The 23,409-nt window shown below is 39.6% G+C and carries 27 protein-coding genes and 1 tRNA gene; 8 read left to right on the forward strand and 20 right to left on the reverse strand.

Annotated features, from left to right (window positions below):
- Positions 1-8: 8 nt before the first annotated feature.
- The 9 genes from flgH to KG708_RS07725 all read right to left on the reverse strand — a co-directional run bounded on the left by flgH (position 9) and on the right by KG708_RS07725 (position 7,279).
- A complete protein-coding gene (gene flgH / locus KG708_RS07685; protein WP_213608829.1) occupies positions 9-692 on the reverse strand; it encodes a flagellar basal body L-ring protein FlgH in 684 nt (227 codons plus the stop codon).
- A gap of 16 nt (positions 693-708) precedes the next feature.
- On the reverse strand, positions 709-1,497 hold the full coding sequence (gene flgG, locus KG708_RS07690) for a flagellar basal-body rod protein FlgG (RefSeq protein WP_213608830.1): 789 nt from the start codon (positions 1,495-1,497) through the stop codon (positions 709-711).
- A gap of 21 nt (positions 1,498-1,518) precedes the next feature.
- Positions 1,519-2,262, reverse strand: a complete 744-nt coding sequence (gene flgF, locus KG708_RS07695; RefSeq protein WP_213608831.1) for a flagellar basal-body rod protein FlgF — start codon at positions 2,260-2,262, stop codon at positions 1,519-1,521.
- 130 nt (positions 2,263-2,392) lie between these two features.
- Positions 2,393-3,775 carry a flagellar hook protein FlgE gene (flgE, locus tag KG708_RS07700; RefSeq protein WP_213608832.1) on the reverse strand — a complete coding sequence of 461 codons (1,383 nt, stop codon included), beginning with the start codon at positions 3,773-3,775 and terminating at the stop codon, positions 2,393-2,395.
- Between the two features lie 57 nt (positions 3,776-3,832).
- Positions 3,833-4,510, reverse strand: a complete 678-nt coding sequence (locus KG708_RS07705; RefSeq protein WP_213608833.1) for a flagellar hook assembly protein FlgD — start codon at positions 4,508-4,510, stop codon at positions 3,833-3,835.
- A gap of 13 nt (positions 4,511-4,523) precedes the next feature.
- Entirely contained in the window at positions 4,524-4,955 is a 432-nt protein-coding gene (gene flgC, locus KG708_RS07710; protein ID WP_213608834.1) for a flagellar basal body rod protein FlgC, read from the reverse strand.
- A gap of 2 nt (positions 4,956-4,957) precedes the next feature.
- Positions 4,958-5,368 (reverse strand): flagellar basal body rod protein FlgB, encoded by a 411-nt coding sequence (gene flgB, locus KG708_RS07715; RefSeq protein WP_213608835.1) that lies wholly within the window; start codon positions 5,366-5,368, stop codon positions 4,958-4,960.
- Between the two features lie 127 nt (positions 5,369-5,495).
- Positions 5,496-6,326 carry a protein-glutamate O-methyltransferase CheR gene (locus KG708_RS07720; protein ID WP_213608836.1) on the reverse strand — a complete coding sequence of 277 codons (831 nt, stop codon included), beginning with the start codon at positions 6,324-6,326 and terminating at the stop codon, positions 5,496-5,498.
- Positions 6,327-6,346: 20 nt separating this feature from the next.
- The gene (locus KG708_RS07725; RefSeq protein WP_213608837.1) at positions 6,347-7,279 is read right to left on the reverse strand and encodes a chemotaxis protein; all 933 of its coding nucleotides are present in this window, start codon (positions 7,277-7,279) and stop codon (positions 6,347-6,349) included.
- 138 nt (positions 7,280-7,417) lie between these two features.
- Between KG708_RS07725 and flgA the strand changes: the two genes are divergently transcribed.
- The 3 genes from flgA (at position 7,418) to flgN (ending at position 8,945) form a co-directional block, all read left to right on the forward strand.
- Positions 7,418-8,125: a flagellar basal body P-ring formation chaperone FlgA gene (flgA, locus tag KG708_RS07730; RefSeq protein WP_213608838.1), complete on the forward strand. Its 708-nt coding sequence runs from the start codon at positions 7,418-7,420 to the stop codon at positions 8,123-8,125.
- Between the two features lie 75 nt (positions 8,126-8,200).
- Positions 8,201-8,521: a flagellar biosynthesis anti-sigma factor FlgM gene (gene flgM, locus KG708_RS07735; protein ID WP_213608839.1), complete on the forward strand. Its 321-nt coding sequence runs from the start codon at positions 8,201-8,203 to the stop codon at positions 8,519-8,521.
- The gene (flgN, locus tag KG708_RS07740; RefSeq protein WP_213608840.1) at positions 8,514-8,945 is read left to right on the forward strand and encodes a flagellar export chaperone FlgN; all 432 of its coding nucleotides are present in this window, start codon (positions 8,514-8,516) and stop codon (positions 8,943-8,945) included. Before flgM ends, flgN begins: the two co-directional genes overlap by 8 nt.
- 70 nt (positions 8,946-9,015) lie before the next feature.
- Here the strand turns inward: flgN and KG708_RS07745 are convergent, their stop codons facing one another.
- Entirely contained in the window at positions 9,016-9,474 is a 459-nt protein-coding gene (locus KG708_RS07745) for an LPP20 family lipoprotein (RefSeq protein WP_213609325.1), read from the reverse strand.
- Between the two features lie 139 nt (positions 9,475-9,613).
- Between KG708_RS07745 and KG708_RS07750 the strand changes: the two genes are divergently transcribed.
- Entirely contained in the window at positions 9,614-10,798 is a 1,185-nt protein-coding gene (locus KG708_RS07750) for a flagellar assembly protein T N-terminal domain-containing protein (RefSeq protein ID WP_213608841.1), read from the forward strand.
- 17 nt (positions 10,799-10,815) lie between these two features.
- Here KG708_RS07750 and KG708_RS07755 read toward each other — a convergent pair whose 3' ends face one another.
- Positions 10,816-11,715 carry a LysR substrate-binding domain-containing protein gene (locus tag KG708_RS07755; protein WP_213608842.1) on the reverse strand — a complete coding sequence of 300 codons (900 nt, stop codon included), beginning with the start codon at positions 11,713-11,715 and terminating at the stop codon, positions 10,816-10,818.
- 113 nt (positions 11,716-11,828) lie between these two features.
- On the opposite strand from KG708_RS07755, the gene KG708_RS07760 reads away from it, so the two are divergent.
- The 3 genes from KG708_RS07760 (at position 11,829) to KG708_RS07770 (ending at position 15,125) form a co-directional block, all read left to right on the forward strand.
- On the forward strand, positions 11,829-12,557 hold the full coding sequence (locus KG708_RS07760) for a glutathione peroxidase (protein WP_213608843.1): 729 nt from the start codon (positions 11,829-11,831) through the stop codon (positions 12,555-12,557).
- A gap of 54 nt (positions 12,558-12,611) precedes the next feature.
- Positions 12,612-14,060 carry a dihydrolipoyl dehydrogenase gene (locus KG708_RS07765; protein WP_213608844.1) on the forward strand — a complete coding sequence of 483 codons (1,449 nt, stop codon included), beginning with the start codon at positions 12,612-12,614 and terminating at the stop codon, positions 14,058-14,060.
- Positions 14,061-14,192: 132 nt separating this feature from the next.
- Positions 14,193-15,125, forward strand: coding sequence for an exopolyphosphatase (locus KG708_RS07770; RefSeq protein WP_213608845.1), 933 nt, complete (start codon positions 14,193-14,195; stop codon positions 15,123-15,125).
- A 202-nt stretch (positions 15,126-15,327) separates the two neighbouring features.
- On the opposite strand, the gene KG708_RS07775 is transcribed toward KG708_RS07770, so the two are convergent.
- Complete coding sequence (locus KG708_RS07775) at positions 15,328-16,287, reverse strand: universal stress protein (protein ID WP_213608846.1); 960 nt, start codon at positions 16,285-16,287, stop codon at positions 15,328-15,330.
- 44 nt (positions 16,288-16,331) lie between these two features.
- Entirely contained in the window at positions 16,332-17,993 is a 1,662-nt protein-coding gene (locus KG708_RS07780) for a cation:proton antiporter (protein ID WP_213608847.1), read from the reverse strand.
- Positions 17,994-18,216: 223 nt separating this feature from the next.
- On the opposite strand from KG708_RS07780, the gene KG708_RS07785 reads away from it, so the two are divergent.
- Positions 18,217-19,038, forward strand: a complete 822-nt coding sequence (locus tag KG708_RS07785) for a transporter substrate-binding domain-containing protein (RefSeq protein ID WP_301003332.1) — start codon at positions 18,217-18,219, stop codon at positions 19,036-19,038.
- A 2-nt stretch (positions 19,039-19,040) separates the two neighbouring features.
- On the opposite strand, the gene KG708_RS07790 is transcribed toward KG708_RS07785, so the two are convergent.
- The 7 genes from KG708_RS07790 to tnpA form a co-directional block, all read right to left on the reverse strand.
- A tRNA-Arg gene (locus KG708_RS07790) sits at positions 19,041-19,115 on the reverse strand.
- 74 nt (positions 19,116-19,189) lie between these two features.
- Complete coding sequence (locus tag KG708_RS07795) at positions 19,190-19,846, reverse strand: FlgO family outer membrane protein (RefSeq protein ID WP_213608848.1); 657 nt, start codon at positions 19,844-19,846, stop codon at positions 19,190-19,192.
- 8 nt (positions 19,847-19,854) lie between these two features.
- The gene (locus KG708_RS07800) at positions 19,855-20,532 is read right to left on the reverse strand and encodes a FlgO family outer membrane protein (protein WP_213608849.1); all 678 of its coding nucleotides are present in this window, start codon (positions 20,530-20,532) and stop codon (positions 19,855-19,857) included.
- A gap of 12 nt (positions 20,533-20,544) precedes the next feature.
- Entirely contained in the window at positions 20,545-21,138 is a 594-nt protein-coding gene (locus KG708_RS07805; RefSeq protein WP_213608850.1) for a FlgO family outer membrane protein, read from the reverse strand.
- Positions 21,139-21,205: 67 nt separating this feature from the next.
- The gene (locus KG708_RS17815; protein ID WP_366513587.1) at positions 21,206-21,625 is read right to left on the reverse strand and encodes an SPOR domain-containing protein; all 420 of its coding nucleotides are present in this window, start codon (positions 21,623-21,625) and stop codon (positions 21,206-21,208) included.
- 340 nt (positions 21,626-21,965) lie between these two features.
- On the reverse strand, positions 21,966-22,703 hold the full coding sequence (locus KG708_RS07815; RefSeq protein WP_213609331.1) for an SPOR domain-containing protein: 738 nt from the start codon (positions 22,701-22,703) through the stop codon (positions 21,966-21,968).
- 239 nt (positions 22,704-22,942) lie between these two features.
- Positions 22,943-23,377 (reverse strand): IS200/IS605 family transposase, encoded by a 435-nt coding sequence (gene tnpA, locus KG708_RS07820; RefSeq protein WP_087532237.1) that lies wholly within the window; start codon positions 23,375-23,377, stop codon positions 22,943-22,945.
- Positions 23,378-23,409: the final 32 nt, after the last annotated feature.

Below are 23,409 nucleotides of genomic sequence, written 5' to 3' on the forward strand. Positions count from 1 at the left end.
AATGTCCTCTAAAAAGGAAACAACGAGCTGCTAAAGAAACGCGTTAACCAACCTGGGCTTTGCGCCTCTTGATTTTGCCCCTTACCAGAATACTGAATACGAGCATTGGCAATACGATTAGACTCAACTGTATTATCTGCATTTACGTCTTGTGGACGCACTAACCCTTCTAGGCGAATAAACTCTTCGCCTGTATTGAGCGTTAGCCATTTTTCACCACGTATTACTAAATTACCATTAGGTAATACGCGCATTACATTAACTGAAATATTTCCAAACAAGCTATTTGATTGGTTAGATTTTGAATCGCCTCTAAACGAAGAGTCGTTACCAATACCAAACTCAATACTGTCACTACCAATATTGACCGGTAAACCACCTAACCCTATTACAGGGTCGAGGCTAGCTTGGCTTGATTTGTCTGTCTCATTTTTGGCAGCTTTTGTCGCTTGTGTCGACTCTTGCAATTTAACGGTGATGATATCGCCTGTTCTTAGTGCCTTTTTATCTGCATATAAGTCGTTAGATGATAAAGTGTTAAATAAAGAACCTGTTACGACTACGGGCTCTATATTTGCCTCTGGATACATAGGTGCATAGTAGGGATCGTCTTGCACTACTTCATTATTTTGTGTAGATACACAACCACTTAACAATAACGTCCCTACTGTAAATAATATGATATTACGCATACACGCCCTCACTTTGTTATAGCTGTTGATTGATGTAACTCATCATTTCGTCAACGGCCGAAATAACTTTTGAGTTCATCTCGTAAACACGCTGCGTTTCAATCAAATTAACCAACTCTTCGGTCACATTAACATTGGATGTTTCAAGTGAACCTTGCATAATGCTTCCTAATCCCTCAACTCCGGGGTTTCCTTGAACGGGCGCACCACTTACCGCCGTTTCGGTGTATAAGTTTTGTCCTATTGGCTCAAGGCCCGATGGGTTAATAAAGTCACTTATAACTAGCTGGCCAATCACCACGTTCTCGGCTTGGCCTCTCACACTTACCGATACCTCACCATCTTGAGAAACCGTAATCGATTGTGCATCGTCAGGTACGTTCATTTCTGGCTGAACAACATAACCCGCACCAGAGGTCACAATACGTCCGTCGCCGTCAGTGGTAAACTGGCCGTTACGCGAGTATGCTATATTGCCATCAGGCTGTAATACCTCAAAAAAACCAGGCCCTGAGATCATCCAATCGAGTGAATTTTCAGTGGTCAGCATATTACCTTGCGAAAAGTTTTTTTGATTCGCTACTACTTTTGTACCCGCACCTAACATTAACCCTGAAGGCATTTCGGTATCTTGCGATGAGCGACCACCAGGTTGATTAATATTTTGGTAGAGTAAATCTTCAAAAATAGCGCGGCTTTTTTTATAGCCTACGGTACTGGCGTTCGCTAAGTTATTTGATATAACGGATATATCAGTTTGCTGAGCGTCAAGCCCTGTTTTGCTTATCCATAATGCTGGATTCATAATAGTATCCTCACGTTAAAGTTAAACTATGCGCATTAGCTGGTCTTGACGTTCATCAATCTCTTCAGCTGTTTTCATTAGTTTTACTTGTAATTCAAATTGGCGTTGGTGACTGATCATATCGACCATTTCATGTACAGGGTTTACATTCGACATTTCTAACATGCCGCTCAAAACTTGTACATTGGCTGAGGTTTCAACCGTTTGCCCTGGCTTTGGTCTAAATAAACCATCGTTACCTTTTTCAAGCGTGGCATTATTTGCTTCAACGACTTTTAGTCGGTCAACCTCTTCTAAAAAGTTGGCTGGTGCGCCTTGAGGACGAACTTGGATGGTGCCATCTTTACTAAATTCTATTTTTTCAATAGGTACAGGTAAAATTACTGGCCCGCCTTCGCCAATAACTTGACGACCATGGCTGGTCATCAACATCCCCTCAGCGGTAATGCTTAGAGTACCTACTTTTGTATAGGCTTCATTACCTGAGGCATCCTGCACGCTGAGCCATGCGTTGTCACTCATTGCTATATCGAGGTCGCGGCCTGTTTCAACAATACCACCCGATGTCATATCAGCACCCGGACGCTCTTGCATAGAAAAAACACGACTAGGTAAACCTTCACCGAATGCTTGCATTGAACGAGCTTGTGCAAAATCAGATTTAAACCCAGTAGTATTTGCATTTGCCAAATTATTGGCTTTAAGAGCAAGCCCTTGCATGCTTTGTTTAGCGCCAGATGCCGCTATGTAGACCATTTTATCCATAACATCGACTCATTGATAAATCTATATATGACTAAATGCAATATAAGTGCCAGATTAAGTTTAATGATAAGTAAAGTTACAGAAAAGAAAAAAGGCTGCACATGGCAGCCTCCGTAAATCATATTTATACTTATCGGATCTGTAAAATACTCTGCTGAATGGTTGAGTTAACTTCAAGTGCTCGAGAGTTTGCTTGAAAGTTACGTTGCGCACTTATTAAATCAACTAACTCATTAGTTAAGTTAACATTTGATTGCTCAAGTGCTGAAGAATTGATTGTGCCTAAGGTTCCAGAACCAGGCTCACCAGCAATAGGTTCACCAGAGGTTAAACTTTTTTTCCATGAGGTGTCACCCACTTGCTGTAGACCTTGCGAGTTTGAAAAGCGTACCATGGCAACTTGTCCCAAAAATGTTGAATCGCCGTTACTATAAGACGCCACTACTTTGCCGTCGGTGCCAATATCAATACCCGCTAAACGTCCTACTGTCGCACCATCTTGTTCAAGTGCTTTTACTTCAAAGCGACTTGCATATTGTGTTGGTACTTTATTGGCGGTTCCAGCCTGATCTCGCCAATTTATATCTATGTTAGCAGGAAAACTAGCTCCATTTGTTAACATATCAGATAACCCTGGTGTCCCTCCTCCACCGGCTACAATAGATAACGGATTAAATGTGTTACCTACATTAGGTGTTGTTATTCCATTTGTAGTTGTAGTTGAAGGTAAACCGCTAGAGTCAAATTTTAAAGTACTAATCGGTGCAAACGGGACTGCTGTTCCATCTTGCTCAACACCATCACTGCCGAATGATTTACCATCAAGCGTTGCATGAACATCCCATTGGTTTTCATCTCCGGGGACTGATGGGTCATTTTTTACAAAGAAAAATTGTAGTACATGGGGTTCACCTAAAGAATCATAAACAGTTGTAGATGTAGATGAGTTATAGGTTGCGCTTTCTGTAGGGTTAAAAGGAAGCGATGGTGCATCTACTCGTGAGTCTAAATTAAACGAGCTATACACACTTGAGGTTGCACGTGGTGATCCCGAAGAGTCTGGGATTTGTAACGCTGATGAGGTACTTAAACTAACAGAGGTTGTATCACCTGTTGCCTCATCAACTGGAAAACCTTGTAAAAAGTTACCCTTAGCATCAACAACAAAATTATCTTTATTAAGTTTAAACGCGCCCGAACGTGTGTAGGTAAAATCTTGAGCGCCCAAATCTTGACTCATAGCAAAGTAACCTTCGCCGGTAATTGCCATATCAAGTGAGTTGTTAGTGAATTGTAACGAGCCTTGGTGAAACTGCTGGGCAACCATGGTGGTTTGCACACCATCACCATTTTTCGTTTTACCCGCACTAAATACTGATGACGCATACACATCAGCAAATTCAGCGCGAGACTCTTTAAAGCCTGTGGTGTTTACGTTAGCAATATTATTTGCGGTAACGTCTAAATCTTTTTGTGCGGCAGCAAGGCCTGTTAATGCAATATTGAAGCTCATAATTAACCTCTAACCTAAAAGTATTAGCCTAATGACTAAAAAATACATAAAATCTAATTACGCGATTTCTGCGACATCAGTCAGCTTTACCGCACCTTCTTTGGTATTAATAATAATGCCGCTTGAGCCATTAATGTTAACACTCTCAATATTTTTGAAAGTAGCAATGGGCAAGCTTGAAAACTCACCGTTAGTGCTCCCTTCGGCTTTAATTTTGTACTCACCAGGAGGCAAGCGTTCACCAGCTTCATTAGTACCATCCCATGCAAAGCGAATGGCACCTGCAGGCCGCGTGCCTAAATCTATGGTTTTCACTAGCTGACCTGAGGCATCCTCAATACGAATCATTAGGCTATCTACTGGCTTTTCAGCAACTACTGACCCTCTTGCCTCACCCGTTCCATTAAGCTCAAGTGTATTAGACTCCAATAACGCTTGCTTACCCACTAATGTGGATGCTTGCAATGCTGAATTTGATGTCATTGACGCGGCTAAAGACTCAAAATTAGAGTTTAAGTTTGAGATCCCCTCAGCCATCGTAAAATTGGTCATTTGTGCAATCATCTGATCGTTGTCCGCAGGTTTGCTTGGATCTTGATATGACAATTGCTGTGTTAACAACGAAAAGAAATCTTCTTGGGTTAACGCGTCGCTTTCTTCTTTTTTTGGCACTTGTTTATCTTGCCAACGCAAAGAGTCCATGTAGGATGAAGAAGTACTAATATCGTTACTCATGAGCTACCCTCAGTTACCGCTGACCTAACAGCAGTGTTTTACTTAACATTTGCTTAGCTGCATCAGCAACTTGAACATTTGTTTGATAAGAGCGAGAAGCAGAAATCATATTTGCCATCTCCTCAACAATATTCACGTTGGGCTTGTAAATATAGCCATTTTCATCCGCACTCGGGTGGTTTGGGTTATATTCAATTTGTAGTGGTTTATCACTCTCAACCACACCTAAAACTTTCACACCAACGGCAGAGCCCTGTGGGTTACTTGCTGACGCTGACGCTTTTGTTAGCTCCGCAGCAAACACAGGGTGTCGCGCTCGGTACGTCTCATTTTGTGAAGAACTAATTGTGTTGGCGTTAGAAATATTGCTTGCTGTGGTATTTAATCGCACATTTTGCGCGCTCATACCAGAGCCAGCAATATCAAACACATTATATAAACTCATAATTAGGCTCCTTGACTACCGAGGGCTTTTTTCAGGCCTTTAAATTTACCATTAAGAAACTGGATACTAGCCTGATACTCCATAGCATTCTGTGTATACAAGTTCCGTTCCACCTGTATATCGACAGAGTTACCATCTCCCGTATCTGTTTGATTTGGCGTACGAAATAATTCATTACCACCTACACTTCGGGTACCGCCGGCAATGTGCTTTTCATTGGTTATTACCATGGTATTGCCGCTTAGTTGGTTTGACTTTGCCGTTTTTAATGCTGAAGCAAAGTCGATATCTTTTGCTTTATAGCCGGGCGTATCAGCATTTGCGATATTAGTAGCGAGCATTTCTGCTCTTTGCGAACGGATCAACATCGCATGCGGGTGCACGCCTAATGCTTTATCAAAACTGATAGCCATAACTACCTCCAAAAAATTGACTCAATATCGGTAAAGCAATAAACAAGCCAGCAATGAAAATAGCAACGATAAAAACAAAAAAACGACGTGATTAGCGTCGTTTGAAAGAAGGGTTACCTATTGATGATTATTTCTTTTGGTAAATAATACCAGGGTTACAACGTACCATATCAAAATCGGTGCTCAAACCAGACATAGACTCCGAGGCACCTAAAAATAAATATCCCTTAGGGTTTAGCGCTTGGGAAAATTGCGCAATGATTTTGGCTTTCACTTCAGGTGAAAAATAGATTAAAACATTACGACAAAATATAATATCGAACTTACCCATTAAAGCATACGAATCGAGTAAATTTAAATGCCTAAAGCTCACTTGTTTTTTAAGTGAATCAACCACTTGCGCCATACCATTGCCACTATCTTTAAAAAACTTTTTACGTCGTTCAGCAGACAAGCCGCGGGCCAGTGCTAACGCGTCGTACTCAGCATTTTTACACATATCAAGCATGGTATTTGATATATCTGTACCAATAATTTGTGCACCCATTTTTAAAACACCCGGATTACTTGCCTGAAACTCAGCAACCGACATTGCAATTGAGTAAGGTTCTTGCCCTGAAGAGCTCGCAGCAGACCATATTTTTAATGGTCTATTTAGCGCTTTAAACTCAGGAAAAAGTTTTGTTTTGAGTAATTCAAACGGATACTGATCCCTAAACCACAGAGTTTCATTGGTTGTCATGGCATCAACCACAGCAGCGCGCAGCTGGCGCTCGTGTACAGCGAGAGTTTTAGTTACCAGCTCAGATAACGAACCAACATTAAACCGAGACATTAATGGAGCTAGGCGACTCTTTACTAAATACTGCTTATTTTCGCCTAAAACAATACCGCATTGTTGTTCTAAAAATAAACGAAATTGATCATATTCGTTTTGCTGCAAATCTTTATTAGTCAAATGAATAACACCTATGTTTATTAATCACAATGAACCCATTTATTAACGGCTGTAGCAAGCTCGTCCGGATTAAATTTTGCAATAAAGTCATCTGCCCCTACTTTTTCAATCATCGCTTGATTAAAAACACCACTCAATGACGTATGTAAAATCACATGCAACGGCGCAAGTTTGGGATCCGCTTTAATCTCAGCAGTGAGTGTATAACCATCCATTTCTGGCATTTCTACGTCAGAAATAAGTAACCCCACCCGCTCTGTAATGTCATTAACACAATCAAGCTCTGCGATTTCTTTTAGTCTTATTAGTGCTTCTTTACCGTTTTTAGCCAATTCGGTGGTAACACCCAGTGGCTCAAGCGCTCTTTTAACTTGGTTTCGGGCAACGGCGGAGTCATCAGCAATGAATACTATTCTTTCACCTAAATCTTTCTGTATATTACCTTGCGAGGCAACATCATCACTCACGGTAGTGTTAACTGGGCAAATTTCGTTTAGAATTTTTTCAACGTCGAGTATTTCAACTAGCTCATTTTCAATTTCAGTCACAGCTGTTAAGTAAGAATAACGACCCGCTCCTGATGGCGGTGGCATTATTTTTTCCCAATTCATATTAACAATACGCTCAACACCACCAACTAAAAACCCCTGCACTGTACGGTTATATTCAGCAATGATAATAAAGGCATCTTCTATATTTTTTATTGGCCGCCCGCCTACCGCCATTGATAAGTCAATCACCGAAATAGTTTGCCCGCGAATATGTGCTACACCACGAATGTAGGAGTTTGACTTTGGCATACTGGTTAATGGAGGGCATTGAAGAACCTCCCTTACTTTAAACACGTTAATACCAAAGCGCTGACGCCCGTTAAGCTTAAATAACAATAATTCTAAGCGGTTTTGCCCAACCAACTGAGTGCGTTGGTTAACTGAGTCTAAAATGCCAGCCATTTAAATCTCCTAAGAAAACAAATATAAGGAACGATAATTGCTTCCAATTAATAAAGCGTCATAACATAACGGGGGCGTCTGTAATTTGACGCTAAATATTTATACCCTGTTTGCAACCATAAGCATAGTCGAAACATTATGAGTTTGTTAAAAAAAACCAGAAGATACAGTGTTTTTTATTTTCTTGCTAGCCTCTGCTTCACTTTACCGCTTAAGGCACAAGTATTTAGCAAAGAGTTATTGCAAGAAATGGCTGTCTCTTATGTGACTGAAAAAGCAACTAATACAAATGATACAACAGTACAATTTAGCGCATTACCGCTAGATAGTCGCATTCCCGATCGTCAATGTAATTCTAAACCAGAACTACTAACACCAAGCGAGCCTCCTTTTAATCGCCAGGTAACCATTCAAATAAAGTGTAACGATACAGATAACTGGGCTCAATATGTTCATGTTAGGATCACCGAATCTGCACCGGTGGTCGTTGCTACTACTAATTTAGCACGGGGTGAAGTGATTACCCCATCCCATTTAAGTATAGAAATGAAACCAACACACTTTATAAGAGTGCAGTATCTTGATAATCCTAAACCGCTCATTGGTAGCCGAATTAAACGCAACATTCGTGAGGGAATGCCCGTTCTACTGAATCAAATTTGTATGGTATGTAAAGGTGACTCCGTCACTATTTTTGCCAATATTAAAGGGTTGAGAGTAAAAACCACAGGGATCGCATTAGAAGATGGTACTTTAGGTGAGCAGGTACGAGTAGAAAACAAAAAAACAGGTAAAGTTTTAAATGCGCGTGTAGATGGTGTAGAGTCTGTACAAATAAACATTTAATGTAAAAATATACTAAAGTATATTTAATAAATGCCGATATAAAGGCATCAGTTGGGCAATATACGGATTTTTATTATGGTAGGTCAAGTAAATAAATCAAATCAGCAATCAGGTGTTATAACTAACACACAACAGCAACAGATTGATTTAAAAAAAGATAACGCAAATACACAGGCAGCACAAACGCCTTCACCTAAAGCTGCAAGTGATTCTGTGAGCTTAACGCCACAGGCTAAGCAATTAAAATCGTTACAAGAAAAAGCACAGCAATCGTCTGGGTTTGACAGCGACAAAGTTGCTGAACTAAAAAAAGCCATTACTGAAGGTAAGTATCAGATAGACAGTGAAAAACTTGCCAAAAACTTAGCAGACTTCGAGTTCAACGTTTATGGCTGATCACAATAGTTTAATTACTATTAAATTAAATGAGCAAGTTAATTGCTTAACAACGCTAAGTGACTTACTCACTCAAGAGCTTACAGCAATTGCTTCTCGCCGAGGTGAAGGTTTAAAAGAAATTGCCCAACAAAAAATGTCTTTTTTAACCACTATAAATAACCTTGATAAAGAGCTTAGTAATCTCATTAAAAGTAACGATCAGCAATCAGACGAAAATATTGACTTAATAAAGCTTACCCGAGTTAAGCTTGAGCAGTGTCAAAAGCAAAATGAAGTTAATGCCCATGCGGCACATCAGGCGCAGCTGAGTGTAAAACAACTAAAAGATATTTTAATTGGCGCTCCGTCGTCAATGACTTACGACCAAGCCGGAAGTGTAATCAATACTGACAACAGTATTGTGCGTAACTTAAAAGCATAAACAGAATTGCAATAAAAAATGCCTAAGCGAATCATCGTTTAGGCATTTTTTATGAATAATAACTTGTCGCTTAGTAATAAGTGACTTTTTTCACTTCTCGCGGCTTTATTTCACCGATGTACAAATCGTGTACGCGCTTCATATTAAGCTCAAGCTCGGTAATATACATATCGTTAACGGCATATGTTTTTATAATTTGCGCGCCTTTTATAATACCTTGCACTTTACTTTGTAAATAATCATCTTGGGCAACAGAACCTGCAACAGTTGTGCCTGCGGTAATTTTTTGCCCGTACACTTGTTCGGTTAACTCGCGATATGCTTCTAGCTTTGAAGCCTTAATCGCCATCAGCTGTTTTTGAGTGTCACTGTTACCCGACTGCAAACTAATGGGCGCGTACCCTATTGCTTTTAATACAGGGTAATTATTTGGCTCAACATATTTATATTCAACGTGTTTATCAAATACATTACTACAACCGCTTAACGTTAAGCAGCCTAATGTGATCATCAATGGCATTACTCGCATCATAAAGGGCCTTTAAAAACTAATTAAACTCAGTTATGCACGTTTAATGCCAGTGGTACATATACTCTGCAACAATAAATAATAGTGGTACATTACTTGCTGAGACTCATTAACGCTAACGTTTAATTGGAGTAAGAGTATGAAGTCGTTTTTAAAAGCAGTATTAGCAGGATTAAGCACCGCTGCTGTATTAACGTTTTCACCTTTTTCCTACGCTCAGTGGTATGAGTCTACAGGCCATGCGGTTATTCAAAATAGTGATATTCCGGGGGCAAAAGCCGCTGCAATAAAAGATGCAATAACTCAAGCTCTTGTGTTCTCTGGTGCGCGTGTGAGCTCAGTGCAAACACTTGTTGATGGAGTATTAACCCAAGATCAGCTAAAAATAAGTAGCCAAGGCGAAATTCAAAAAATAGAGCTTGTTAGTGAGAATCGCAGTGGTAATGAATTTGCGATTACCTTACGCCTAGATATATTCGCGCAAACTGAGCAATGTCCACAAAGCCGCTTTAATAAATTTATAGCTGTAACCCAAAGCCAGTTAATAAATCGGGAACAGGCTAAAATGGGTCAAATATTTGACATTAACCAAGCAATCAGTAAAAACATCTATACCTCATTGCAAAAATCAAAAATGAGCGCGATACCCGTTGCCTATTTCAACAAAGCGATAAAAGTCGATACCTACTTTAATCAACAGCATGACTACTCCAACAGCCAGTTAGAGGAAATTTCATCGCGAAGCAACGCACAATATGTGTTGTTGAGCCAAATTAGCAGTTTATCCACCAGCGATAAACTCAATAGCGATTATGCATTTTGGCAAGATGAAAGCTATCAGCGCCACTACCAAATAGAGTTTAGTTTATTTAATGGCACTACTTTTGAGCCGTTATGGCAAAACAGCTATCAAAGTCAAGCTATTTGGCCATTTGAAAAAACAGCCATTATTGATGTAAATAGTAATCGATTTTGGCAATCGCCTTATGGCCAAAGCATTAGTGATATAAACCAAACCTTGAGCTACGATCTACAAGCTGCCATGGCGTGTTTACCTACCCAAGGTAAAATAATGCATATGGAAAATAATAAGCTAGTCATTAACTTAGGTAAGGCGCATGGCTTAGAAAAAGGGCAACAACTAAGTATTGCCCACCGTAATTATTTAACTGACGCGCAAGGCAATACTATGCCACACACAGTCACTACACTTAATCGTATACGAATTGAGCAGCTATATCAGCACAGCGCCATTGCCGTCAGTAGTACTAATCAGCCTTTAGCGGGCGTACAAATTAATGACATTGTTGAAATTGCCGAATGATCGGCGTATATAAAATGTTAAAGCGCTTCACTTAGCTTCGCCTTTAAATTAGAGTGAGCGCTTAACCATTGAGCCAGCTGCTCAACCCCAGATAAATGCGGGTAATGCTTTCTGCATGCAAACACAATATTGCGTTGCTGATTAGGAAAGATTGGCAAGTAATGAATACCTACTCGTGAGGTTGCAGCAAGTTTTGGCACAAACGTAACCCCATCATCCATCGCCACCAGCGCCAATAGCGTCTCTAGACTGTTACCTTGATACTGACTAGAAACATCTACCCCAGCCGAAAAACAAAACTGCTGAGCTTGATCTTTAAAACAATGACCATCACTTAACATTAATAAGTTGCACCCTTGTAAATCTTGCAGTGCCACTTTTTTGTACTTACACAGCGCGTTATCGCTTGATACAGCGACTAAAAAGTCTTCTTTATATAAGTTAATGGTATGATAACTTTTAAGATCAGGTACATCAGCCAAAATTGCAAAATCGACTTCACCATTTTCTAGCGCAGCTAAAATAGTCGTTGTTTGCATTTCAATAAACGAAAACTGGCTATTGATAAACGCTGCTTTCATTGATGTTAGTAGCGTAGGTAATAAATACGGCGCAATGGTTGGAATAATACCAATGGTAAGTTTACCCTGCAATGGCTCATTGGAGGTTGCTGCCAGCTCTTTTAATATTTGTGTTTGTTCTAAAACGACAGCTATTTGTGTCAATAAACGTTCACCTTGGGCTGTTAACGTAACCTGTTTAGTAGTACGGTCAAAAATTATAACGCCCAACTCTTGCTCAAGCTTTTTAATTTGCCCGCTTAAAGTTGGCTGGCTTACAAAGCACGCATCGGCCGCTTTACGAAAGTGCTTATAGTGGGCAACCGCTTTAACATACTCTAAATCTTTTAAGTTCATATTCACACTCAACCTGATAGTTTATATCTATCATTTTAATACAAACAAACGATTGGAACTATATTTAATTACTCGCCATAATGGCTATCAACAAATCAAGAGGAACTAAAAACATGCTAAACAATATTGAAGGTCAAACAATCCCAAACGTTACATTTGCAACACGTCAAAACGACGAGTGGAAATCAATTACCACCGATGACATTTTTAAAGGTAAAACGGTTGTTGTATTTTCACTACCAGGTGCATTTACACCAACGTGTTCATCAACTCACCTACCACGCTACAACGAGTTAGCTGGAGTATTTAAGCAAAATGGCGTTGACGACATTGTTTGTGTATCAGTAAACGATACTTTTGTAATGAACGCATGGGCTGAACATCAAGAAGCACAAAATATTACCTTACTACCAGACGGTAACGGTGAGTTTACTGACGGCATGGGCATGCTAGTTGATAAAAATGATTTAGGTTTTGGTAAGCGTAGCTGGAGATACTCTATGCTGGTTAAAGATGGCGTTGTAGAAAAAATGTTTATTGAGCCCGATTTACCCGGTGACCCGTTTGAAGTGTCAGACGCTGACACTATGCTTGATTACATTAATCCATCTCAAGTAAAACCAGAAGCGGTAACCCTATTTACAAAACCAGGCTGTCCGTTTTGTACAAAAGCTAAAAAGTTGCTAACAGAAAATGGCTTAGCATATGAAGAAATTGTCATGGGGGCTGGTGCATCTTTAACGAGCTTAAAAGCAGTCTCAGGGCGTGAAACCGTACCTCAAGTATTTATTGGTGGTAAGCACATTGGTGGCTCAGACGACTTAGAAAAATACTTTGCATAATTAAGTAAATAAAACAGGGGCAGTAACACCCCTGTTTACTAAAGGAAAAACACGATGAAAGAATTGCAAACCGACGTTGTTGTTATTGGTGCTGGTACTGCTGGTTTAAGTGCCTACCGTAATGCTAAACAATTTACTCAAAACGTACTGATGATTGAATCAGGCCCATACGGTACAACCTGCGCACGAGTTGGTTGCATGCCAAGTAAATTATTAATAGCCGCAGCAGAAGCCGCCCATTCAATAGAAATGGCTCCTGCCTTTGGTGTACACAGCTCAAAACCCGTTATTGACGGTAAAGCCGTTATGGCACGCGTTAAAAGTGAGCGTGACCGCTTTGCTGGGTTCGTAGTTGAAGCCGTAGATGAAATACCTAGCGAAGATAAAATTCGTGGTTATGCGCAGTTTTTAGATGCTAACCGTGTGCAAATAGATGAGCACACCATTATTAGTGCTAAACGCTTTGTTATTGCAACAGGTTCACGCCCCTCGTACCCGGGCGTATTTAATAACTTTGGCGACCGACTCATTATAAATGACGATGTATTCGACTGGGATGATTTACCAGAATCTGTAGCCGTATTTGGCCCGGGCGTTATTGGCCTTGAAATTGGCCAAGCGTTACACCGATTAGGCGTAAAGGTAAAACTATTTGGCGTAGGTGGTGCCATAGGCCCATTAACCGACCCGGTCGTTAAAGATTACGCTAACACTGTATTTGCAGAAGAGTTTTATGTTGATACCGACTCAAACGTATCAGACATGAAAAAAGTAGGTAATAAAGCAGAGCTCACCTACATCGACAAACAAGGTGTTAAACATACAGAACAATTTGACTACGTACTGGCTGCAACAGGGCGAGTACCAAATACTGATAAACTGGGTTTGGAAAACACCGGCATAAAACTGGATGAACGCGGCGTACCTCTGGCTGATCCTCACACTATGCAGTGCGGCGACTCACCTATATTTATAGCTGGCGATGCCAGTAACATGCTCCCACTGCTTCACGAAGCATCCGATCAAGGAACAATTGCCGGGCAGAACGCAGGCCGCTACCCTCACGTACGTGCAGGACTTCGTCGAGCTAAAATAGCAGCTGTGTTTAGCGACCCGCAAATAGCCATGGTTGGTGAAAGCTTTAAAGAAATCAGCCAACGATTAGGAAGTTGTGATTGCTTTGAAATTGGTGAAGTCAGTTTTGAAAACCAAGGCCGCAGCCGCGTTATGCTAAAAAACAAAGGCCACATGCGTGTGTATGCCGAGCACGGTACCGGCTTATTTTTAGGTGCTGAATTTATAGGCCCACAAGCGGAGCACATTGCACACTTATTAGCATGGGCAGTACAAAACAAAATGACTGTACCACAAATGCTTGATATGCCTTTTTATCACCCTGTTATTGAGGAAGGCCTGCGCACCGCACTGCGCGATTTAAACGCTAAATTAAAATTTGGCCCTGACATAATTAACCACTGTATGGAATGTGGCCCTGGGGCATAACACCTTACTGATACACACTTGCTACTCAAAGCCAAAACTGTTGTTTTGGCTTTTCTGTGTTAAATTTTTGTATATAAAAAACAAATTAAGCTGTTACACTGAGATTAATAAATAAAGAAAGATGGATCCACAATGAGCAATAATAAATATAGACTCGTCACTCGCAGCGATTTTGATGGCCTAGTGTGTGCCGTATTACTAAAAGATTTAGACCTAATTGATGACATTTTATTTGTGCACCCAAAAGATATGCAAGACGGTAAAATAGCCATCACCAGCAACGATATCACCACAAACCTCCCCTACGTTGCAGGGTGCCATATTGCGTTTGATCACCACTTGAGCGAAACCGTTCGTAACGCAAGCGATATTAAAAACCACATTATTAACCCTGATGCCCTCTCTGCAGCACGCGTTGTATACGACTATTATGGTGGCGCTGAAAAATTCCCTAATATTTCAACTGACATGATGGAAGCAGTTGATAAAGGGGATTCTGCACAATTTTCGAAAAACGAAATTTTAAACCCAACTGACTGGGTACTGATGAACTTTATTATGGATGCACGCACAGGGCTTGGCCGTTTTCGTGAATTCAAAATTTCTAATTACCAGTTAATGATGAAGCTGATTGACGCCTGTAAAGATCACACCATTGAACAAATACTCCAAATGGAAGACGTGGCAGAGCGCGTTGCTTTGTACCACGAGCACAACGCACAAGCTAAAGAGCAAATAGATCGCTGCTCATCAATACACGACAACTTAGTGGTACTTAATTTAACCGAAGAAGAAACCATTTACGCCACTAACCGCTTTGTTATTTACGCCATGTTCCCAGAGTGTAATATCTCAATTCATAAAATGTGGGGGCTTAAAAAGCAGAATGTGGTGTACGCCATTGGTAAATCAATCACTAACCGCAGCTCAAATACTAATGTGGGCGAGTTATGCTTAAAATACGGCGGCGGCGGTCATTTAAATGCCGGCACTTGCCAAGTAGAAACAGGCAAAGCCGAAGAAGTACTGAGTGAGCTGATTGCTACAATTACTAGTGATGGCTGAGTTGTAGGTTCGGGGTTCGGGGTTCGGGGTTCGGGGTTCGGGGTTCGGGGTTCGGGGTTCGGGGTTCGGGGTTCGGGGTTCGGCAGAGTATTTTATAAAGCGGGCTAATTGATAGCTCGCTTATAATATTAAATAAAGATGCCCATCATAATTAGCCTGAACATCATGTTAAGTACGCGTCTTAGGGCGTAATAAGTACAATTTAATTAAAAACTAAGGGAGTTACAAAGCCATCAGGCTTTACAGCTAATACAGAGCAATCAAGCTGTGATAATAAAGTTTCAACTGTATTACCTAATAAAGCACCTACAACCCCCTCTTTTGCGGTTGTACCAATAACAACCAAATCAGCCTCTACTATTTTAGCTAACTTTGCTAACTCTTGGGCAGGCTCTCCTTGTATAAGGTGAGTTTTAGCAGCTAAATAACTATATGTTTGCTCACCTAACGCTTGTTTTAAATCAGCTAACAAGGCCGTTACCTTATCGTTACTGATACTAAACTCAGCACTATAAAGTTGATTAGCTACTTCATCGGGATCCTCTGCCCACAAACCAATAAACCCTGCATTAGCTGCATCATATACATTTGCAACATGTAATGAAGCAGATTCAAGTAATGTCATTGAACTGGCAAGTTTTATAAGCGTATTATTAAGCGCGGGATAAACAGTATCATCGCCATCAAAACTTACTGCCGCTATTATGTTTTTATACTCATGTTGCGTATTTGCCTTTATTAACCACACTGGCGTTGGGCATAAACGCAATAAGTTAATATCATCACTGCTAAAAAAACGTTCAATCCAGGTAAGATTTTGCGCCTCTTTTATAACTAAATCAAATTGATGGGTTTGCACTAAACGTATTGTTTCTTCGTATGTTTTACCGATTTTTACTATACAGGTTACTGTTGTGGGTAAATCAATCGAGTCAATTAATTGCGTTAACGACTCTTCACTGCGCTCTAATACAGCGCGCTCTATATCCTCTTTACTTGCCCCTAATATTTCTGAATAAACTGAGGAGGAAAGCTTAGGCTGTATTTTTAACAACGTTAAATTTGCCTGATTATTTTTAGCAAGCAACACAGCACGCGCTAGTGAAGCTGAATCTTGTAAATCATCCTTAACAATATACACTATATTTTTAAATCGTTTCATAGTTGCTCCTTATAAGTATTAAATAAATATAGCAAAACACGCATTCAAAGCTGCTCTATAAGTAGCTCAACAGCTCTTTGCGACGCATCTTGAAAAGGCTCCAATACAAGATCAACAGCCAAATATTTAAACTCTGCCGTTTCATTGGTATTTTGCGATACAACGGCCAGTTTACCTGTAAAACCAGCGGAACGTGTTAACTGTACAACTGTTTTGCGCGTATCTTCAACCGAAAGTCCGGTATGGTGCTGAGGTATTGAACATACCACCCATTTAGCGTGGCTAAGTGGTAGCTCATTAATAAATTCGCCATCGGTTACATCACCATATGTTGCGTCTAATCCTAATGCTTGCCATTGTTTTATAGCAGCTGGATTAAAATCAACCCCTAGTACAGCCACGCCACCCTTTTTTAATTGTTGTGCAATAGCAGTGCCTAAACGCCCTAAACCAAATATTATCACTTGATACTGCTCACCTTCATGCTCTGAACTTTGCTCTCTTGGGGTGTTTTTTCTTTCAAATATTGAAATAAAGGGCTCAAAAAAAGCATACAGCTGGTGGGAATAGGTGATCATGTAAGTAGAAATGGCTATGGTAATAATACCGACTAAAGTCACTAACCCTAAAATATCTGGTTTTAAGTGCCCCAAACTTACACCCATTGCAATAAAAATTAACGAAAACTCACTGATCTGCGCAACCGTTAACCCCGCTAAAAATCCAGTTCGTTTTCTGTACCCCATTGCCCCCATTATTGCTAATACAATAAGCGGGTTACCAATGAGTACAAATACTGAAAAAATAACAGCGCCGGTTGTATGTGCGCCTAACTGAGATAAATCTAATGCCGACCCCAACGCAATAAAAAAGAATAGTAATAAAAAGTCTCGCAATGGGCCAAGCCTTGCCGCAATACTTTCCCTGTAGGGGGTAGATGCTAAAGCAACACCGGCCAATAACCCCCCCACTTCCATACCTAAACCAATAAGCTCACCAATAGCGGCAAATAAAGCGGCTTGCGCAATAGCATAAATAACCAATAATTCGGGTGTTTTGGCCAATAAATTAGTCAGTGGCGTGGCGAGATATTTTACAAAAACAACCACAAATATCAGCATACCAACACCGGATACAGCTACATTTGTAATGGACGAATCATGGCCGCTACCTTCGCCACTCATCCCTATGGCGGCAAGTGCTATCATGGCAAAAACAACCACAAGATCTTGTACAATTAAAAACCCTAGTGCAACTTGGCCATGCAGGGAGTCAATTTCTCTTTTATCAGAGAGTAATTTAACAATAATAATGGTAGAAGAAAAAGTAAGCGCAACAGCAACATACACACTAGTAACATGGTCAAGCCCAATCATAATACCAATTAAGTAACCAAATATAGAGGTAAACGTTACTTGCCCTAACCCCGTTAAAACAGACACCCCGCCAATAGACTTAATTAATTTTACATCAAGCTTTATACCCACTAAAAATAGCAGCACGGCTATTCCTAAATCAGAAAGCAGCTCAATTTTTTCTTTTGAGTATACTAAATCAAATACCGAAGGCCCAGCGAGTAAACCAACCGCAATAAAAGCAATAATTAAAGGTTGGCGTAATAATATGCCAAAAAAACCCACTAAAGCTGCTAGCACGAGTAGTACGGTTAGCTCAATAAATGGTGATTGTGTTATTAGCTCACTCAAATTAACCCCTTAGCTAAAAGTTGTTTACATACTAATAACTTATAATAATAAACAATTACCTAAATAGACACTTAAAACTTAAAAAAGTGGTGCAACCAATTAAAAGTAAGTCACATAAATACATTTAGTTAAAAAACAATGACTTTTATATAATGATGAAATATAGCCCTCGTTTTTTTAATAAAGGTAGCTAAACTACAAGCTACAATATGCGTTATAAAAGATGAAGTATGAAATAAGTATGCTAAAAATGAGTATCCCTAAACGATGTTATCTATTTTATATCTTTATATTCGCCATATTTTTACCTCTACAGCACCTACAAGCGCAACCACCTCAGCAGGTTGTTATTTTAGTTGATGATAGTCACCCCCCTTACACTTACTTACACAAAGGTGAACTGACCGGCATATATGTTGATTTAGTAAAGGAAGCCGCAAATTTATTAAAAAATGACTATACAATTAAACTACAGCCTATTCCGTGGAAACGCGGTATTGACTCGCTTAAACAAGGTAGGGAGTTTGCAATACTTCCCCCATACAAGCATAAAGTAGATAGGTATTTTATTTCCCCTTATTCCATCGCATTACAAACCGAAGTTGTGCAAGCATTTTGCAACCCAGGGTTTAGTCTAAAAAATATTGAACACAACCTATTAACAGCTCCCCCTATAAACGTAGGGCTTAATGCTGGTTTTTTGGTGTTAGATGACGCTCTAAAAAGAGCAGAAAAACAAGGCAAAATAAAACGATGGGAAAATAAAAGCACCCTATCGAACATAATCAAACTAGCAAAAAAACGAATCGACTGCTTTATAAGTGAAAAGCTATCATTTCAATATGGCGTACAAAAAATACAATACACAGACCCAGAAATAGATCTAACAGAATTGATTGATGACAAAATTATTTTTGAGCATACAGCCCATATTGGCTACCTAAAGGACGCAGATGATAACTACCCCTTCAAAGATGATTTTATTGAAAAAATGGATAAAGCTCTGCAAAGCGTTATAAACAAACGTAACAAAAATAAACACTAAATTGGTAGCCCCTACAGGAATCGAACCTGTAACTGCCCCTTAGGAGGGGGCCGTTATATCCATTTAACTAAGAGGCCACGCTAGGTGTTAAGTGTTAAGTACTTGGAAATTATAACGGCATCTGGTTTTTTATATCAAGCACCAAATTAAGTTAATTGCTTGATAAATATATATCTTCTTTATTTAGTACGTATAACGGAATAAATGTTCGGCTGCTGGCGGCTAATCGCTTGCTTTGAATATCAACAACGCGTGCGTTAATTTCTACGCCGTTTTCTCGATAAATAAGTGTACCAGATAACACATGGCTGGCTATATTCGTACCTGCAAGCTTACGAGTATCACGTGTAAATGCAAAGTCTCCTCGGTTGTTAACTGTGATTAACTCGGCTGTTTTAAAATCAACGGCGCTGTAACCAAATTTTTGCAGCTGATGTATAAATGTTTCTGATAACTGATTACCTAGCTGGCTTGCTGTATTTAAATTGGCGTCTAAATCAACGAACGAAGTAACCGCAATCGCTGCATCTTGAGGGGCTACTTGCATGGTGTCGGTTAAATCAAGTGCCATTTGCTCAACATAATTAACTAAGCTTTTGTGATGCTTGTTTGGCTTAAATTGCGTTGTATCAGCATATTGTTCTTGCTCGTCATCGCGCTGCATTTGCGCCATAATTTGGTTAAAATCAAGATTACTTACCACTGCGGGTTCAGGCTTAGCCTTAGCTGACTCACCCATTAAATTACAGCCCGGTAGTAAAAGTGTAAACAGGCCAATAAGCGCTGAGCATTTCGCTAAGTTAATCATTAATAACCTCACTTACTCGCTTGTTTTAGCATAATGCCATCGGCACTGTTACTACTATTTAACGCATCGATCACCGCTTGCGGAATAAAGCCCTGTGCAGAGCCTACAACCGCTTTACTCGCTAAACCAACAATACGTGCGTTTACTAATATGCCGCCTTGGTGATTTACTAGCGTGCCTGCTAATACGTAACTAAAGTTTTGTTCTTGGTTAAGCTCTAAATAGTCGCGGCTAAAAACAAAATCGCCACCGGGTGTTACACGCATGTAATCGGTAGTTTTAAAATCGATTACCGGTACACCAAAATTATGCAGCTCATGCATAAAGCTCTCGGCAATTTGATTGCCCACTAAGTTGGCATTGTTGTAGTCACGATCTAAAAAAACAAAGCTCGATACCGCCAATGGCGTTTTAGTATTTACATACTGTAAATTTTCAGCCATGTCTTGCATGATACCACGCACATAGTGATTAATATTTTTGCGTGTTGGCGTGTTAACTTGTTTGTTTTTGTTCATCACGGCTGCTTTGTTTTGATAAAGCAAATCAGTATTTGTTGGTGCAGCTACAGGGCGTTGCTCAAAAAACAAAGGAGCATCGTCGGTAATTTGAGTGTCACTATGGTTTGTCATTTGTGAACAACCAAAGCCCAGTGGCAAACATAAAGTTAATAGTAGGCGTTTCATGTGTGCTCCTAATTAATATTCACTGCGGTAAATATAGTCACCGCGCTGCTGTATTTTTTCATTGCCCCACATCACATTGATGGGAATTTCAGTACTGCCTGCAGAGACAACTTGGTTAGTTTGCATATTGACCATGCGTGCATTCACAATATACGCATGCTCTTGGCGGGTTAACGTCCCCGTGATCACAAAGTCAATAATCTGACGCTGCTTTAAGTTGCCAGTATTACGACTTAGTACTGAGTCTGCACTCGCTGATAAGTTAAGTTGGTTTTCAAGCCGGTATTCAACCGTGTTATAACCTAATTGGGTAAATTGGGTTATTAAGCTTTCCTGAATTTGCTGGCTAAGCCCTGCCCCTTGCCCTTGAGCAACGTGAGTGTCTAGGGCATCGGCTAAATAAAAGCTACTGACCGCAATTGACGCGGTGCTTTTTAAAGGCTCTTTAATATGGCTAAGCTGGGCACTTAAGCTACTTACGTACTGGTTGAGCGTATAAGGTGCCATCACCGCTTTAGGGGCATCTGTGCTTATACTCGGCTTTGGCTGAGGTGTTAAACTACAGCCCGCTAAATTTAATAATAGCAAGGGTAACAAAAGGCGCATAATTGCCATCCTCTAAAAACATAATACTTATAAAGCAATTATTATGCCGAATACCCTAACTGCATTTTTATTTTAAAGGCTGCTGGGTGTAATGACTCACAATGCAGTTGATTTGACGCTGTTTAAGTTTATCGCAATCGGCAGCGGCATTGGCTTGATTTTGATAAGCCCCGAGCTTTAAACGATAGTAAGTAACCTCACTTACATTAATAGTTTCTACATTCGCTACAAACTCTCCCTGAAATAACGACGAGGCGCTGGTTTTTATTTCATTTAAACTTTGGCTAAGTCGATCTTTGTCGGTAACGGCTCGTTTTTCATCAGCTGCTGCATTCGTTGCCACTTGAGCTTTTTGTGCTACTTTTGGTGATACCGTTTCAGCTGAAGCTTTAACTGTTGGTACTACAGGCGTATTTGTTGATGCGGTGTCTTGATTTGCCACTGCATTTAATTGGCTTATTAATAGCTTTAGATCTTGTTCAATCACTAATAAACGCTCAACACCTGCTTTGGCTGCTTGCCACTGCTGAGACGATATTTTTAGCCGCGCTAACTATTCCTCAGAAAGGCTTGCACAGTCTATTTAGTAATACCAACCTGCATAAATATTTGAACAGTTTAACGAATTAAATCACCCTATAACGTTGTTAAAATTTTTTTATTTAGAACAACTAGATATCAAAACTTTTGCCTAGTTATAGAGCAATTTTCTTATCGTTAAAATAGATCCCATATCCAAGCAGATTGGTATAACTACTTTTTCCAAAACTATCTTTTTAATTCATCTTTAAACTGCTATTTACCTTTAACCTAATTAGATCTGTATATCATAATATAATTGGTCCTTCAGTGTAGTTACTCACAAAACAATCAACCTTATAAAATTTAAATACTTCGCAATCGTCCTCAGCACTTTTAAAGTTATGGTATTCACCCAATTTTAGTCGATAATAGGTTTTGTTATTAATTTCGGTTTTTTCAATATTTGTAGCGATTTTATCCTTAAATAAAGGCGAAGCTTTTTGGTTAATCTGCTTCCATTGCTTTACAACACCTTCATGCGAATTTAGTGAGGCTACTTGCAGTGCAAACACCTTTTTATCTTTTGGGGCTTTCGCTATTTTTTTTACCTTCGAATTTTGTAAGCTTGTTTGGCGATTATTATATTGTCGGATAGGCCGTTCAACTTTAGTTGGTACATTTGCGTAATTATTGTTTCTAAGATTAGGTGCAGTTAATTCAATTGATGAACCATAAGGGTTTCTATAATTCTGACGAGATTGAGCCAATGCTTTGGTATTAATAATATCAATATGATCAACTAAGTAAATGAGCTCAGGTTCCAACTTTAACATTCGCTCTATACCAGAACGAGCTTTCTGCCATTGCATCGCTGCATCTTTTAATTGCGCAAGCTCAAGCGCTGTAATAGTTACATATTCTGGCGCGTCATTAACTTGTTCATCTAAAGACGTTTTATTATTCGATAGCATACAACCTGTACTTAATAGTGACAGTAACATCACAAATACATATCGGTAATACTTCGTGCTGCATTCACACATTAGTTGTTTCTCTTTCAATAGTTTAAACCGTTTAATTGAGCTAACTTACAATGAGACCAATAAAACATATTTATAACAAAAAGGCTAAGATTAACATAAATATTACAACACAAACTAGAATCTGTCTTTATAACTGCAAAAATAGTGATAATTACAAACCTAAAAAGCTATTTTATAAGTAAAAGATCCACCTTCTAAAGAAGGTGGCTTTGAATTAGCCCCCTAAAAGGGGGCGTTGTTTACTCCAGTGTTAACTGAGCTTGCTCTTGTCTCTCTTCTTTCTGCTGATGCCTGACATATCTCCGTATTACTTCTTCATTTATGCCTACCGTGTCAACAAAATACCCTCGCTGCCAAAAATGATTACCCCATAACTTATTCTTTCTTAAGTACGGATATTTACTAAACATTTTTAACGCTATTTTACCTTTCAATGCCCCCATTAATTTTGAAATTGACAGCTTTGGTGGCACTTTTACTACTAAGTGTACGTGATCTATTTGTACATTCAGCTCAACAACTTTGCACCCAAGCTGTTCACAATAGACCTGAATGCATCTGTATACATCCCTGCCTACTTTGTTTTTAAGGATCCTAAATCTATATTTCGGTGTCCAAACTATATGATATTGACATCGCCAATACACATGCGATGCTTTCTCGTATCTACTCATGTTTTTTCCTTTTGTGACTTCGCTAAAAATCA

It is taken from the genome of Pseudoalteromonas sp. (genome assembly GCF_018402495.1).
Classification (GTDB): Bacteria; Pseudomonadota; Gammaproteobacteria; order Enterobacterales; family Alteromonadaceae; genus Pseudoalteromonas.

Excerpts from the sequence above, each read along its gene's own strand:
- tnpA (WP_087532237.1), bottom strand. The coding sequence starts at position 23,377 with ATGAGTAGATACGAGAAAGCATCGCATGTGTATTGGCGATGTCAATAT.
- KG708_RS07775 (WP_213608846.1), bottom strand. The coding sequence starts at position 16,287 with ATGAAACGATTTAAAAATATAGTGTATATTGTTAAGGATGATTTACAA.
- flgN (WP_213608840.1), top strand. The coding sequence starts at position 8,514 with ATGGCTGATCACAATAGTTTAATTACTATTAAATTAAATGAGCAAGTT.
- flgM (WP_213608839.1), top strand. The coding sequence starts at position 8,201 with ATGGTAGGTCAAGTAAATAAATCAAATCAGCAATCAGGTGTTATAACT.
- flgA (WP_213608838.1), top strand. The coding sequence starts at position 7,418 with ATGAGTTTGTTAAAAAAAACCAGAAGATACAGTGTTTTTTATTTTCTT.
- KG708_RS07705 (WP_213608833.1), bottom strand. The coding sequence starts at position 4,510 with ATGAGTAACGATATTAGTACTTCTTCATCCTACATGGACTCTTTGCGT.
- flgH (WP_213608829.1), bottom strand. The coding sequence starts at position 692 with ATGCGTAATATCATATTATTTACAGTAGGGACGTTATTGTTAAGTGGT.
- KG708_RS07785 (WP_301003332.1), top strand. The coding sequence starts at position 18,217 with ATGAAGTATGAAATAAGTATGCTAAAAATGAGTATCCCTAAACGATGT.
- flgF (WP_213608831.1), bottom strand. The coding sequence starts at position 2,262 with ATGGATAAAATGGTCTACATAGCGGCATCTGGCGCTAAACAAAGCATG.
- flgE (WP_213608832.1), bottom strand. The coding sequence starts at position 3,775 with ATGAGCTTCAATATTGCATTAACAGGCCTTGCTGCCGCACAAAAAGAT.
- KG708_RS07765 (WP_213608844.1), top strand. The coding sequence starts at position 12,612 with ATGAAAGAATTGCAAACCGACGTTGTTGTTATTGGTGCTGGTACTGCT.
- KG708_RS07770 (WP_213608845.1), top strand. The coding sequence starts at position 14,193 with ATGAGCAATAATAAATATAGACTCGTCACTCGCAGCGATTTTGATGGC.
- KG708_RS07815 (WP_213609331.1), bottom strand. The coding sequence starts at position 22,703 with ATGTGTGAATGCAGCACGAAGTATTACCGATATGTATTTGTGATGTTA.
- KG708_RS07795 (WP_213608848.1), bottom strand. The coding sequence starts at position 19,846 with ATGATTAACTTAGCGAAATGCTCAGCGCTTATTGGCCTGTTTACACTT.
- KG708_RS07805 (WP_213608850.1), bottom strand. The coding sequence starts at position 21,138 with ATGCGCCTTTTGTTACCCTTGCTATTATTAAATTTAGCGGGCTGTAGT.
- flgB (WP_213608835.1), bottom strand. The coding sequence starts at position 5,368 with ATGGCTATCAGTTTTGATAAAGCATTAGGCGTGCACCCGCATGCGATG.
- flgC (WP_213608834.1), bottom strand. The coding sequence starts at position 4,955 with ATGAGTTTATATAATGTGTTTGATATTGCTGGCTCTGGTATGAGCGCG.
- KG708_RS07755 (WP_213608842.1), bottom strand. The coding sequence starts at position 11,715 with ATGAACTTAAAAGATTTAGAGTATGTTAAAGCGGTTGCCCACTATAAG.
- KG708_RS07745 (WP_213609325.1), bottom strand. The coding sequence starts at position 9,474 with ATGCGAGTAATGCCATTGATGATCACATTAGGCTGCTTAACGTTAAGC.
- KG708_RS07725 (WP_213608837.1), bottom strand. The coding sequence starts at position 7,279 with ATGGCTGGCATTTTAGACTCAGTTAACCAACGCACTCAGTTGGTTGGG.
- flgG (WP_213608830.1), bottom strand. The coding sequence starts at position 1,497 with ATGAATCCAGCATTATGGATAAGCAAAACAGGGCTTGACGCTCAGCAA.
- KG708_RS07750 (WP_213608841.1), top strand. The coding sequence starts at position 9,614 with ATGAAGTCGTTTTTAAAAGCAGTATTAGCAGGATTAAGCACCGCTGCT.
- KG708_RS07800 (WP_213608849.1), bottom strand. The coding sequence starts at position 20,532 with ATGAAACGCCTACTATTAACTTTATGTTTGCCACTGGGCTTTGGTTGT.
- KG708_RS07760 (WP_213608843.1), top strand. The coding sequence starts at position 11,829 with ATGCTAAACAATATTGAAGGTCAAACAATCCCAAACGTTACATTTGCA.